Below are 12,998 nucleotides of genomic sequence, written 5' to 3'. Positions count from 1 at the left end.
CTATTTTCTGAAAGAAAAAACGCACGTCTTTTTAAACGTGTGTTTCTTCTTTCAGTTCACTTGTAATTTCTCCATGGTCAATAATATCTGTTGCCGAGATTTTATCCAAAATAGCTTCTTCATCAGTCATATATCGGCGCCACGTATACCACTTATCATCAGTCGGTCCTGTTGCTAGTTCATCTGCTCGGTCATGCTGAAAAGCATAGAATTTTTTATCTTTAAAAACATGCTCTTTTGATATAAAAACCAGACACTCGTCTCCTCCGATAAGCGCAACTTCACTCCTGTCAATCAAATCGCGCCCGTATTTATCGCGATTTTCAGATCCTCCACCTTGATTTCCTTTGTTCATGCTATGTTTCCGAATAGATAACGTTTGTTTCCCTGCACGCGCAGACAGATACTTGGTGGTTTCTTCTTCGTCTCCACCAAGGTATAGTAAACACGCACAGCCATTTAAAATGTTTTGCCACCCTTTTGGATACAAGGTTTGGAGTTGATTTAAGGATTGTAAAACAATGGTAAATGACATTTCTCGCTTACGAAACGTGGTCAACATTTTCTCAAAGTGAGGAATTCGGCCAATATTGGCAAATTCGTCAATTAAGAAGCGGACATGTAGGAGTTCTTTTCCTTCTTCTAGTACTCGTTTTCCTAAACGTACTTGGTCTGATTTATTTCGCAACACTTCTCCGACTGTCGCAAACATCAACGCTGCAATAAAATTAAACGACGTATTAGTTTCAGGTATCGCAATAAACACCGCTGTTTTTTCTTCATTCCAGGAGTCAATATCCATCGTGTCTGTACGAATCATATTGACCACTTCTTCATGGTCAAAAACAGAGTAACGTGCAGCAGCTATCCCTAGAACGCTGGCTCTCGTTTCACTCTCATACAAATTGTTAAACAAGGTCCATTGTCGGTAAGCGTAGTTGTCAGGAATGGCCTCGTTTAACTCCTCAAACCATTCTTCCACTGGGCTAGGTACATTTTTATCTTTTCGTTTTAGGTGGCGTAACATGTCCGCAATCATTCCTAAATGTGGCGTATAATCATTTCTGCGACCGTCAAACCATAAATACGCAATAAGAGAGCGAACCAATAAGCCTTCGGCTTTTATCCAAAAATCTTCCCCGGTCGTTTTTTCCCCTTCTTTTGTTGCTTCGGTGACAGCTTCTAAAACTCGGTCCACGTCTAATTCGGAGTGCATATACTCAAAAACATTGAACGTATCACTATTTGACAACGTGTTTAAGTCTAAGACCTTAATCTTGTACTTTCCTTTTTTCAATAAAAGTCCAATCTCTGGCAATATCCCACCGTCTGGGTCTGTTGTGATAAAGCTGGCATGTCGTTGCATAAGATTGGTTTTGATAAAAGCTAACGTTTTGGCCGCTCCAGAGTCACCTAGAATGGCGATATTCTTATTTTTTTGTAGCTTGATTGGTAAACGTTTATTAAAAAGAGAAATTTTTACATGCTTACTAACAATAATATTGTTTTCAGGAATTGGATCTTCATATTTTTTCATTTCAGCAGGTGTAGCAAAACGAGCCGAACCGTATTCTTCTCCATGACGGTAGATTCCACGATCATTATCTCGCACATACATTAATAGCCCTAAAAGAAAACCAAGTACTCCTACACTAAATCCTAATAGACTTGGTGTTATAAAAAAACGATAAAAAGTTTGTTCGATATACGTCAGAATGTCTTTTGTAAAGAGATAATTCGTTTTTGAAAAATAGTCTGTCCCTGGTAACAGCCAAAAGAAATTTCCTATTCCAAAGCCAATCACAAATAGAAAAACACCAAGGTAGAGATACGGCTTCAGTTCTTTTTTGTACGTCTGCATTACAGTTTCCTTCCTTTTGTGATTGTTTTTGTTTGATCGATTTTACCCACGTATTTTTTATTGGCTGCAGTGTAGGCTAACCGTTCATCAAAAGTCATGGTATTTGGCTTACGCAAAATCATTTGTGGGTTCTTCTTAATATCCGTTAATACGCGTTCTAAGGCTTTCTTTGCAAGTTCCGTATCTTTTACTCGAAAATAGAAGTTAGTCCCTTCTTTGGTTTCTTTAAACGCAAAAGGAAGCCCTTGGGCTTCCAACTGTTCTTTTAACTTATTTAAATTCACTTTTTCATGAAGTTGCGCCGAAGTCAGTGGATCCTCACGATTCATTAGCTTATACAAATTATTTTCCCCTTTTAAAGGAAGAAACTTGTCTTTTAACGCCAATACACCATCACTGGATAAATTAAGCAGCACTTTTAATACTTTATCTAAAGTACTAGTACCTAAAACATAATAGCGGTGTACAATTTCTCTTTGTTCCACCAAAAATCTCCTCCTTTACAAAAAAAGACCAGCAATTTTTGCTAGTCTTTTTTTGTTTCTTTACTTTTTTGATAGGCCGTAAACAATTGTAAGGGAAAGTGATAATCCTTATTTCTTAGCTAAAAGAGGCTTTTTACTAGCTAAGAAAAAGCTCTTTTTTATAAATAAAGTCCCTCTGGCTTCTTTGAAAATGTACTTAATTTTTGTTCTAAGTCATTGATTTCTTCCTGCTTAGTCGCAATCTCCTCGGTCAATGTGGCTAACTCGTCTTTTTTAAACTGAATCTTTTGTTCCAGAATTTTCTTCTGTGTTTCTTTATCGGCCATTTCATCTGGTTGCTCTTTTAATTCAGTTGTTTCCTTTTCTTCAGTAGTAATAGTGGTTTTGTTGTTTTTCTCTAACTCTACAATATCCTGTGTTTCTTTATTTTTTTCTTCTGGCTTTACCTGATTTTCTACAGCTGAAGGCAATAGTTCTACAAAAGGAATCACTTTTTTTGTATCAAACGGATCTAAAAGATCATGAAAATAAGGATTATCTTCTAAAATTGGTAAATCTATACGCTTGCCATAAAGGATTTGGTCCTCTTGTTTTCCTTCTTTTATTTTTTCGACATAAAGCCACCCTTCTTCTTCCTTCTTAATAAGATCGTTGTTTACGCCAATCACATAACGAACAAGTGTAGCGGTAGAGTCGATCACCTCGCCTTTAATATTTTTTGAATGAAGAAGTTCATAGCGATAGGTTGTTTTATTCCCTATAAACACTTGCTTCACCACCTGATTCTTTTTCACTCAACAACGCAGTCAATTCACTAAAAGATAAATTATTTTCTGTTAATAGAGCACTGACAATTTCCGCTTCTATTTGTTTCAATTCATTCTCTTTTTTAGCAATCGACTGTTTCAATGTATCGAGACGTTCATTGGCTTTATTAAGCTCTTTCTCCACTCGATCCTTCTTTTTTTCTAATTCACTCACTTTACTTTTCCCCACTGTTTGCACTCTCCTTTGTTGATTCTTCTGTCGTTACTACATGTGTATTATATGAATTTGGCTCCTCTTGTAATTCATTGGTAAGTGTTACTGGTGCCATTTTATCCACTAAAAAATTAGCGCCTTGTTTTACAAAGGTTAATTTCAGCGCTTCTTGATTGCTCTGATTTTTCAACGCTCCTTCATCATTATTTCGTTTGGTTCGTTGTGTATTCTTATACGTGACGTCCACAATGACTTCGTTGTTTTCAGTATCAATATAGATTTTATACGTATCAAGTACTTGATTGACTACATAGCCTTTATACGCTTGATTAACAGGCTGTTTTTCTACATTCACTAATTCGTTATACATGGCGCTTGTCACCAAAGGTTCATAGCGATTTCTATTTTCACCAAGATCTTTTTTTGTATAATACGCAATCAAAAATTTTTTTACCGTACTTGTTGTTAATTCCTCTTTTTTCTCAACTTTTACTTGTTTTTCATTGGTGTTTACTTGTTTTCTTTGCCCAACACTAAGCCCAATCAAAAAAATAAGCACAATAAGCAGTAAGCTGCCACCAATAAAGGCAATTTTCTTGTATCTACTTAATTTTTCCATATTATACATTGTTCTTATTGGTTCCTTTCTTTTTAGTTTAGGCGCATAAAGTATTCGCCTGATTCTTTTTTTAAGACACGCCAATTCATAGAATACTCACCACTGACATTCATTTCAGAAATGACAAAACTACCATCAGAGTTTACATGCTCCACATAAGCCACGTGTCCATATTGCGTACTAGAACCAGCTACACCATTTGTAAAAATAACAGCATCCCCTTTTTTAGGAGTTGATTCAAGTGTCGCTCCTGGTGTTTGTCTGTAGTTATGCACCCATTGATTGGCGTTTCCCATAGTAGGGTGAATGCTTTTTCCTAACTGTGCAAAACGATTAAACACATACCAAGTACAATTCCCTGGCGCATACGCATTGCCTAGCCAGCCTTGTCCTGCTTTTGTTTCTCTGTCTGTGGGTAATGGTTGCATTTTTTCTTTATACTGCGCAAAGACCTCACTCCCAGAACCACCGATTGGTGTACCCGATCGAGAAAAGAATGTAAACCAATTTTGTGCAGCTTGAATTCGTTCTCCTAACTTGTCTCCGGGATTTCCTTCCCAAACAGTTAGAAAATAAGTAGTAAGTTCTGGAATAGTTGCAGCCACCTTACTTCTTGCTACATTGTCTGCTGCTGTTCGTGAACCTGGTGCATCGCCGTCAAAAATAAAGTCCAGCTGCAATTGCAGATCGTACCATTTTTTATTTTTACCTTTGGCATAGTCTAATAACAACGTATGCCTACGACCACCATCAGCTGTATCCGTCCACTGGCCTAAACCTAGTCCTCGATGGAGAATATTTGGAAAACGTCCCCCATAAATTTGCGGACCTCCCATAGAAAGCCAACTCGGTTCGTCCCACGAATTCCCATGCGCACCTACAGGCGGGTTCAAATAATCCCCTTCTGCTCGTTTTGGATTAATGCCACTTTCTACCGAAAAATTGCCTAAAATCGCGCTAATTCCCTCTTTGGTGTATCCCTTTTTTGATAAATAATCATAAACAGCTTGCGCTCTTTTTTCGACACTTGCTCCAGGAGAAAAATCTGCACTTCCTAAAAGAGTCGTTTGCGTGTAGGTTACACGTGGAAAATAAAAGGCTGGATTTACAAAAAACCAGTCTTTCGTTTCTTTTTTATATTTTTCATACTGGAATGTAACTGTTGAATTCTTTGTATTCCCAAGAAATGTTCCTTCTTCAACATCCATACCTTTTGTTAGTCGAAGGGTATTCACACCACGAATCGTTAACCTAGCTACTTTCTCTTTTTCGATAACCAGTGTTTCTGTATCAGGCACCGAAACGATTTGGCCGTTCATTGGTGAATGAAACGGCTGATTAGCTTCAATCAATACATCAATGCCTTGATACAAGGTGAGCTTCTCTTTTGATTTGTCATAGCCATAGCGCTTATTGACAATTAAAGCGTCAGTTTTTACTGGAAAAGAAAGGAGATCATCCAATGTTTGGTAGCCTAACTCTTTTTTTATCTCTTGATAATGCTTTGCTTGTTCCTCTTCGATAAAATAACTTGATTTCTTATCTGTTTCTAAACTTTGCATTGTTTTCAACTGATAATCAGGTTTCTTTCCGTTTAATGCCGTCCATAAGTCAGATAGAATCGTTTCAAAATTCTTTGTACCAGTGGAATCCATATCTAATAATTTAAAATCATCGTACCGATAATTCATGTAGAAAAGAACATCATCGATATTGCTATAAAACTGGTTGTTATCGTCTGTATGTTGCGCATCTAATTTAGTAAAATACGTCCATGAAGCGGTTAAATCTTCCTCTTCTTGAACAATCGCTGGTTTTTGTGTACTACTTGCAACGCCACTCAATAAAAAAACAAGAAAAAGAACCAATAAAACAACCCAAGAAATTGGATTTTTTAGAATCAATGCAGCGACTTTCCCTAATGTCTTCTGACCATTAAAAAAAGAACGAATCAAGCCAATACCTTGTTCGGCTTTCTTCGCTTCTTTTGCTGCTTTAAAGCGCATAGCGCGATTCCGTAGTTGTTTCATAAGTTGTTTTTTTAACGTAAAGTCTTTTGGTGTACGCTGAAACCCACGTCCTCTTGAAAAGTTAAATAAGCGATTCCCCAATCCGTACGTATCTTTTGCAGTTTTCACCGAAAGATTCTTAACCGTTTTTCCTGTTTTCAAAGCTGTACGCATGTTAAATTTAGCTTGTTGTGTTTTTTCATAAAGGGTCATTGCTTCATTCAGTGTATCTTCCTGCGTTAACGTGGTTCGTACTTTTTGCGTCGCTTCTCTTTTCAACCCTTCCTTGATTTCCCTTTTTACTTGGTTAACGACACGCGTTTCATCTACTTTTTTCGTTCGTTTGTAAGCAATTTTCTGTGCTTTTTTGCGTTTCTTTTGCTCTACAAATTTCTTTTTATCCAGTAAATGGTTAATACTTAATGGTTCCTTCCCTGTTTTCAAGGTGAGTTTATGTTTTTTTAGTGATTGCTTGTAATTTTTCTTAGAAAGTTTAAACTCCTTTTTAGTCGTCTTTAATGCTTTTTTTTGCAACTTCGTCGCTTCTCTTGATTTTAAGGTCAAATTTTTTCTAAGACGCTCTTCTACTTGAGTTTCAACATGTACTTTTTCTTTCCAAGTACGCTTATTTTCTACCATGTCCTCACATCCTAAGCGTCGGTATTCATAATTTCAAATAGATGTGTTTCTTTTGGAATAGGATTTTCAAACGGAACAACTACCCCACCTGCAGAAATTAGCCCCGTTCCTTGTGGGGCTCGATCATTGATATACTTCTTCAATGCAGGTGTCAGACTTAAAATTTCTACTAATCGTTGTGAATCAATTGGTTTTTGCCGTAATAAAATCAAAAATTCACTATTGGCAATCATTTTTTGCCCCGCTTTACTGTCTAATAACGTCGTAGGGTTTTGCGTGATACCTGTTGTCACGGCGCCATACTTACGAATACGCGCCCATAAATTTAAGAACCATTCTGCTTCTTCTTCCGTTGTGAAATTGACTTGTAATTCATCAAAATACAAATGTAACGTTACTTTTCCTTGTCCGGATACTACTTGTTTCCACAACTGATCTAAAATCACTTTCATGGCAAACTTTTTCAAGCGATCATCTAATTTTTTTGTATTAAAGACAATAAAGGGTGCCGTTAAGTCGATATTCGTTTGGTGCGCAAAGATATCTTGTGAACCCACACAATAGGTTTCCACTTTATTCGCTAATTCTTTGGCACCTTCATCCGTTTGTTCTTTTAAGATTCTAAACCAATCGACTAATGTTGGCTCTGTCTCTTTGTTTTCAAAGCGTTCATACGTCAACAACGTCACACGGTCAACAAGTCCCGCATCCACGTCCGTATAGCTTTTTAGTAGCGATTCAAACATAGTGGATAACAAATTAGATTTTTCTTTAACTAAATCAAGTTCCTGGTCCTCTTCATCCAATAACTGCTTGTCTACCATTCCTAAAATATTCAAGTGGTTTTTTGTACCAATTGAGATATCGAGTATTTCTGCATCCAATTCTTTCCCAATCGGTAAGTATTCACTTTCTGGATCAACAATTAAAAAGCGGTCCTTCGGAAATTTTAAACGCGTTGAAAGAATTTCCCATTTGGTCGCCATTCCTTTACCAGAACCAGAGGTTCCGAAAATAAGCCCACTTGGTGTAATTAAATCTTTTTTTCGGTCAATAGTAATCATGTTCTTCGTCAACTGATTCCGGCCATAAAACTGACCTGTTGGGCTTTGTAATTCCACATTGGTAAAAGGGACTTGTGTAGCAATATTTGTTGTTGTTAGATCACGCATATAACTCATTTCAACGTCTAAGTAAGGTTTTCCAATCGGTAAGATTGTATTGAGTGCTTCTTCTTTGTAATTGTCTACCGTATCAAACACAACTTGCCAGGTTGCTCCTACGTTTTTCACCGATTCAACAGCTTCTAAAAGTTCCTTTTCTGTTTCTGCAATTAAGAAAACTGAAAATAGGCCATTAAATAACTTTTGGCCATTATTTTTTATTTCATCCATTAACGCATTCGTTGTTTCTTGGATTTCCTTTGCTTCTCCTGAAATCGCATCCTCTGAAACACCACTTCTGAAGTTTTGCTTCTGTTGCTTTTGAATGGCAACATCATTTAATGTCTTGGTTCCCTGTATTGCCTTTCTGGCTTCCATCATGTCATAAGGTCTGGCATGAATGCTAATCGCTAGCTCTCTTCCTGTAGCGCATAATTCTTTGATTAACTTATCTTCTAGGTATTTTGGGTATTGTTGAATGGTTAAAACAGCTGCGTAGTTTTCTCCTAACCGAAAATAAGCTTTATTGTTTGGAAACTTGATTTTACTTGGAACAATAAACGCTTTAGACGTTAACCCTGATACGGCAATATCTTGATAGCTTGTGCCAAAATATTGTCCGTGGCGCAAAAAATAGCTGAACAAAGACAATCGCTCTAAGCCAGTCATTGGGGTTACCTCTAATTTAATTTGGTTGGCTTCAAAACGATTGGCAAAGTTCTGCATGATTCCTTCTAACTCTTTGTTGGCTTGTTTCATGGACGAACTTTTTGTAGTGAAAATAGCATATTTTTCAATCTTAAAGTTTCGCTCGTCTTGTTCATACTGCTTCGTTATAATTTCATTGATTTCTTGACGGTAGTTATCTAAGTGATCTCCCTGATACGCCAATAAAACGTCTTCCATCAACGACTCTTCTTCTCTTTTATTAACAACCAACAGCTGATACCGAGAGTTTTTGTCTAGTGTATTTAACCCTTCTGCATACCCCATTACCGTGTTTAATTGATCTTCTTCTACAGCAATTTCGTAGTCCACTTCTCCAAGTTTATAGCACTTAGAAAACTCATCCTCTACAATGTGCATGAGCCCTTCTTCAAACTGACTCGTATAAAAGATACTCTCTTGTACGGTAGGATTTGCTTGTTGCTGTACACGTTTTTTTACTTTTTTATCTACTTTTTCAACGTTACTAGATAACGTCTGTTTCTTTGATTGTTTCTTTTTGAACAAATTCATCCTTTTGATACCTCCTTATTTTCCCAGCCTGAAAGGTTCGCTCCTCATAATAAAAGCGTAAGTAAAAAGCTCTTTTTACTTCTTTCCACTTATTCATCATTAATAAAACAGGGTACCACCCTAACGCAAACGAGGTGACTAGCGCACAAACCATAAATAAAAGATCAGGCAAAAAAAATACTTCTAACAGAAGAAGTATCCCTATAAAAACAAAGCAAACATACGCTTTAAATTCTCTGACTGTAATTCCCCAGATTTTTTTCTCTACTTTTGATAGATCTTTATAAAATTCTGAACTAATCGCCATTTTACATCGCTCCTACTAATCGTTTGGCAAATCCTTGTGAACCAACCAGAAGAATAATCACTGCCACATATTTTAAAATTAAATTAAAGTACGTCATAACATTAATGATGATCGCTCCAGCACCTGCCAAAATGCCACCTTCAAGAGATTCAAAGGATAGATAATCGTTTGCTGTTAATATCGGAATTAACCCAAGTAATAGAACCAACAGAACGCCTTGAAGCGCATAGGCCATGATTTGTTTCATGTATCCCATGGCAATCGAACGTAATTCATCATGAACAAAAAACGCGACAAACAACGGTGCAAGAGCTTTAATCATATACAATTGTACCCCTCGTAAGAAAATAAGAATATTTGCAATAATACTAGATAATACTAACGCAATATATGCAAATATTTGAAAGAAAAATACAATTGGTTTTGCCCACCAAGAAACTTTTTCCATTTGTGGGATCGCTTCACTTGTTCCTGTCGCTGTTACAATGGAATTAATCCATTTGGCTGCTTGAATTGTAAACCAGACAATGCCATCAATAATGTAGCCAGAGCCCATAATACAGACATACGCGATCACATACTTCAATGCAATGTTAGTTAATAGCTCGATTGTCAAACCACCGTCTTCTGATTGAAATTTCTTTTGGGTATTCGCCAATTCAATCATAAAAAGAATGCCTAAAATAGCGATTCCTAAAGGGACTAGGACTTTCGCTATTTTAGACATGGCTTCATTCGTTGTTGGATTGTATTCAGCTAGACTTTTGAATAGCTGATCGGTCGTTCCTTTTGGATTTCTCATTGCTTCCCCTCCGCTCAGTTAGGTATTTCTTGCGAGTTTTCAAACGTTAGAGGATTTATCCCTAGCTTTTCTAATTTTTTGTGATAAAATCTATGGATTTCTGCTTCCTTAACAGTGAAATCCAATAAGTTAGTCTCGCAAACCTCAAACACGCCTGTATAACTTATTTCATCATCATTGACAATGAGCTCTCCATTCTCATCAAATGAAAAGTCTCCTCGACTCTGAATAATTGCCTGTGGCGCATTTTCTTCTTCTACAACTTCCCATTCAGTTTGACCGTTGACTATCATTTCTACTAATAGCTTCATTTTTTTCCTCCTCTTAAAAACGTATAGCACCTATTTGAACAAGGATATAAGCTACCACGCCGCCGACTGCCAAAATAACAGCCCCACCAATAACTACTTTTTCTATTCCTTTATCAAGTGTTCGTGGATCATCATTCGACATACCTGAACGAATTTCTTTTACACCATATAAAATGCCTATTGCAGACGTTACACTAATGACTGTTCCAATTAATGTAACTATCTTTGTGACTACATCCATAGTTTTATCTCTCCTTCAGTTTTTATATTCTAAGAAATGGCTTATTTTACCAATCTTCTTCAGTATTGCTTTCTGAAAACTCCATTTCTTCGCTTTCTTCAAATTCATCCTGAGTTAAAAAATTTGTTACCGCATGTTTAACTTTCCCTTTATACTCTTGTTCTTCAACCTGAATATAGACATCTTTACCTTTCAGAAATTCAAAAGTTTCTCGATTATAGCCAAAGTCAACATCTGGAATCTCTACACCGTTGTCTTGGATACTGGCTAAAATATAGCGTAAATTATCTTCAGTATAATCATTCCCGAAGGTAAGAAAATAAACCCCTTTTTCGTTACTTTTTCCCAAAAGAGAGAGTAAAAACATATCATTCCCTTTTTGAGACCGTTTCTTTTGAACTTTTTCAATTACTGCCGCGTGCGTGCCTAACTCAAACTCCTTGATTTGTGACTCTCTTTTTAATGGACGTTCATATTTCATAGAATTGCCTCCTCAATTATTATTCATTAATAGTAAATTCTTTTTCTTCTGGAAGTTCTGTTACTTGATAATTATTGTTTTTCTTTTCCATAGCTACTTTCATTTGACGAATTTCAGTTTCTTCTTTAGCCACTTTCAAGGTAACGACGTACGTAAGGAGCCATTGGTTTCCTTCTTTTTTTGATTCCCAAAGAAATAGCGTTCTTATTTGTTCTTTAGACCCCTTAATCTCTTTGAGTACTCCTTCAGAAACATACTTTTTAACTTGCTTTTGCGTGGCTTTGTCACTCTCTTCACCAGAGTACAGACTGGATAAGAAAAACCGAGCAACAACATCAACTTGTGGTTGCTCATGCACTTGTTCTTGTAAATGTGTTAATCGTTCCTCTAACTTAGAATCATTTTGGCTCGTTGGTTTACTTTGAGAACCAAATGACGCACCTGTAAAAACACCTACTGCTAAAAATATAAGTAAAGCCACTGAGAAATAGCTATAGCGAGAAATTGTTGTAAACACTGTTGATTTTTGTTGCTTTTCTGCTTTCTTTTTTAAAGAACCTGTTGAACGACCTATTCTCTTCGGCTTATTACTCACATTTCTTTTGAACAGGTGGAGAAACGCTTCTAAATCTTCTTGTCTTACTTCTTCATTGGTTTCTACAGTCTGTACCATGTTTTGGAGGACAGTTTCCTCAACTACCGGCAAAGTCATTGTTTCTCTTACAAAAGCTTTCTCGTCTGTCACGTTGTAATAAATCTCATACGTAATTAGAATTCGATCCGTCGATTTTTTTAAAGCCGCATTGATTTTTGTTAACTGTTCAATACCTTGTACCAGGTCAATTTTTCTATTAAACCCTAATTCATTTAATAATACATGACTTTGCTTTGTAGTAAATAAAATAAACAAGCAAAGCACCTCCTTTCCTCACAGAAATTTATCGAAATTACTCTTTCTGATTAAGCTTTTTTCTTATTCTTTTTAAAGAAAAAGAATCCTGAAATTAATACAAAAAAGCTTCCCAATACAGAGAAAAGGAGTGTGAATTTCTCTCCTGTATGTGGCAATACTTTCATTTTTCCATCACTTGCTTTTACCTCAACGTTTCCGCTAGGTAAAACCTTATACGAGCTGCTAATTGGTTTTAATCCTTCTGGTGTTTTGGTTAACGGAACACCTTTATCTACTGCTACAATTTCTTCCCCAGCTTCTGTTGTAATTGGAGTAGTTTCACTTGGTACATGTGTTACCTCCGCTAAGTTGCTTGTTTCAATAGGAATACTTGGTTGTGTTCCTGCCGATTGATTCGTTTTATCAATTTCTCCACTAGGTGTAACGACTACGTCTATTGGTTTAGTGGGCTGTTCAGGAGTTTTTGGTGTTTCTGGTTCTGCTGGTTTTTCTGGAATCACTGGTTGAGTTGGTTCTTTCGGTTGTTCTGGAGTAACAGGTTTTTCTGGTTCGCTTGGTGTTGTAGGCTCGGTTGGTTGACTAGGTTCTGTTGGCTCGCTTGGTTCAGTCGGTTCAACCGGCGTTCCAGGATCAATTGGCGTTGTTGGTTCTGTTGGCTTTTCTGGCTCACTCGGTGTTGTAGGCTCGGTTGGCTTGCTAGGTTCTGTTGGATCAGTTGGTATTACTGGCGGTTCTGCAGGATCCACCGGCTCAGTAGGATTCGTAGGTTCACTAGAATCAGTTGGTTCAGTAATTGGTGGAGTTGCTGGATCTGTTGGTCCTAAATCGTCAGCGAATGCTGTTATACTTCCGCCACCGAATACTAGTACTGCACTAAACAAGCTTGATAAAATAATTTTTTTCATTGTAATTTCCTCCAAATAATTTTTTATTTATGATTTTAAAGT

Annotated in this window: 14 protein-coding genes; all 14 read right to left on the bottom strand. The window is 36.8% G+C overall.

Translation table 11 applies throughout. The features are described 5' to 3' along the window. Positions 1–31 precede the first annotated feature (31 nt). Positions 32–1,861 carry a VirD4-like conjugal transfer protein, CD1115 family gene (locus AB1I62_RS00300; RefSeq protein WP_367018759.1) on the bottom strand — a complete coding sequence of 610 codons (1,830 nt, stop codon included), beginning with the start codon at positions 1,859–1,861 and terminating at the stop codon, positions 32–34. Continuing rightward, entirely contained in the window at positions 1,861–2,346 is a 486-nt protein-coding gene (locus AB1I62_RS00295) for a PcfB family protein (protein ID WP_002386493.1), read from the bottom strand. The genes AB1I62_RS00300 and AB1I62_RS00295 overlap by 1 nt, the downstream gene beginning before the upstream one ends. Before the next feature lie 158 nt (positions 2,347–2,504). Then, complete coding sequence (locus AB1I62_RS00290) at positions 2,505–3,113, bottom strand: PcfA protein (protein ID WP_173958629.1); 609 nt, start codon at positions 3,111–3,113, stop codon at positions 2,505–2,507. Beyond that, entirely contained in the window at positions 3,097–3,342 is a 246-nt protein-coding gene (locus AB1I62_RS00285; RefSeq protein ID WP_002365866.1) for a hypothetical protein, read from the bottom strand. The genes AB1I62_RS00290 and AB1I62_RS00285 overlap by 17 nt, the downstream gene beginning before the upstream one ends. After that, positions 3,329–3,955: a hypothetical protein gene (locus AB1I62_RS00280; RefSeq protein WP_002398961.1), complete on the bottom strand. Its 627-nt coding sequence runs from the start codon at positions 3,953–3,955 to the stop codon at positions 3,329–3,331. The genes AB1I62_RS00285 and AB1I62_RS00280 overlap by 14 nt, the downstream gene beginning before the upstream one ends. 23 nt (positions 3,956–3,978) lie before the next feature. Beyond that, the gene (locus AB1I62_RS00275; protein ID WP_367018756.1) at positions 3,979–6,594 is read right to left on the bottom strand and encodes a phage tail tip lysozyme; all 2,616 of its coding nucleotides are present in this window, start codon (positions 6,592–6,594) and stop codon (positions 3,979–3,981) included. Between the two features lie 11 nt (positions 6,595–6,605). Next, positions 6,606–8,996: a VirB4-like conjugal transfer ATPase, CD1110 family gene (locus AB1I62_RS00270; RefSeq protein WP_002393745.1), complete on the bottom strand. Its 2,391-nt coding sequence runs from the start codon at positions 8,994–8,996 to the stop codon at positions 6,606–6,608. Continuing rightward, positions 8,950–9,303 carry a PrgI family mobile element protein gene (locus AB1I62_RS00265; RefSeq protein WP_002367919.1) on the bottom strand — a complete coding sequence of 118 codons (354 nt, stop codon included), beginning with the start codon at positions 9,301–9,303 and terminating at the stop codon, positions 8,950–8,952. The genes AB1I62_RS00270 and AB1I62_RS00265 overlap by 47 nt, the downstream gene beginning before the upstream one ends. A gap of 1 nt (position 9,304) precedes the next feature. Next, positions 9,305–10,105: a hypothetical protein gene (locus AB1I62_RS00260; protein ID WP_002399309.1), complete on the bottom strand. Its 801-nt coding sequence runs from the start codon at positions 10,103–10,105 to the stop codon at positions 9,305–9,307. Between the two features lie 14 nt (positions 10,106–10,119). Next, positions 10,120–10,416 (bottom strand): hypothetical protein, encoded by a 297-nt coding sequence (locus AB1I62_RS00255; protein WP_010711832.1) that lies wholly within the window; start codon positions 10,414–10,416, stop codon positions 10,120–10,122. A gap of 13 nt (positions 10,417–10,429) precedes the next feature. Then, complete coding sequence (locus tag AB1I62_RS00250; RefSeq protein WP_002399307.1) at positions 10,430–10,657, bottom strand: hypothetical protein; 228 nt, start codon at positions 10,655–10,657, stop codon at positions 10,430–10,432. A gap of 46 nt (positions 10,658–10,703) precedes the next feature. Then, on the bottom strand, positions 10,704–11,138 hold the full coding sequence (locus tag AB1I62_RS00245) for a hypothetical protein (protein ID WP_002365857.1): 435 nt from the start codon (positions 11,136–11,138) through the stop codon (positions 10,704–10,706). 19 nt (positions 11,139–11,157) lie between these two features. After that, complete coding sequence (locus tag AB1I62_RS00240; protein ID WP_367018752.1) at positions 11,158–12,057, bottom strand: type III secretion system protein PrgD; 900 nt, start codon at positions 12,055–12,057, stop codon at positions 11,158–11,160. A 41-nt stretch (positions 12,058–12,098) separates the two neighbouring features. After that, positions 12,099–12,956, bottom strand: coding sequence for a pheromone response LPXTG-anchored adhesin PrgC (gene prgC / locus AB1I62_RS00235; RefSeq protein WP_002367673.1), 858 nt, complete (start codon positions 12,954–12,956; stop codon positions 12,099–12,101). Between the last annotated feature and the right edge of the window lie 42 nt (positions 12,957–12,998).

Origin of the sequence: Enterococcus sp. AN402, from assembly GCF_040719405.1 — a bacterium.
Lineage (GTDB): Bacteria > Bacillota > Bacilli > Lactobacillales > Enterococcaceae > Enterococcus > Enterococcus faecalis.
The sequence above is the reverse complement of the archived record's forward strand: the minus strand, read 5'-3'. Positions and strand labels throughout refer to the sequence as shown.

Bases quoted from the DNA above. Each gene is read 5' to 3' on its own strand.
- AB1I62_RS00300 (WP_367018759.1), bottom strand. From the start codon at position 1,861: ATGCAGACGTACAAAAAAGAACTGAAGCCGTATCTCTACCTTGGTGTT.
- AB1I62_RS00280 (WP_002398961.1), bottom strand. From the start codon at position 3,955: ATGTATAATATGGAAAAATTAAGTAGATACAAGAAAATTGCCTTTATT.
- AB1I62_RS00275 (WP_367018756.1), bottom strand. From the start codon at position 6,594: ATGGTAGAAAATAAGCGTACTTGGAAAGAAAAAGTACATGTTGAAACT.
- AB1I62_RS00270 (WP_002393745.1), bottom strand. From the start codon at position 8,996: ATGAATTTGTTCAAAAAGAAACAATCAAAGAAACAGACGTTATCTAGT.
- AB1I62_RS00265 (WP_002367919.1), bottom strand. From the start codon at position 9,303: ATGGCGATTAGTTCAGAATTTTATAAAGATCTATCAAAAGTAGAGAAA.
- AB1I62_RS00260 (WP_002399309.1), bottom strand. From the start codon at position 10,105: ATGAGAAATCCAAAAGGAACGACCGATCAGCTATTCAAAAGTCTAGCT.
- AB1I62_RS00255 (WP_010711832.1), bottom strand. From the start codon at position 10,416: ATGAAGCTATTAGTAGAAATGATAGTCAACGGTCAAACTGAATGGGAA.
- AB1I62_RS00250 (WP_002399307.1), bottom strand. From the start codon at position 10,657: ATGGATGTAGTCACAAAGATAGTTACATTAATTGGAACAGTCATTAGT.
- AB1I62_RS00245 (WP_002365857.1), bottom strand. From the start codon at position 11,138: ATGAAATATGAACGTCCATTAAAAAGAGAGTCACAAATCAAGGAGTTT.
- prgC (WP_002367673.1), bottom strand. From the start codon at position 12,956: ATGAAAAAAATTATTTTATCAAGCTTGTTTAGTGCAGTACTAGTATTC.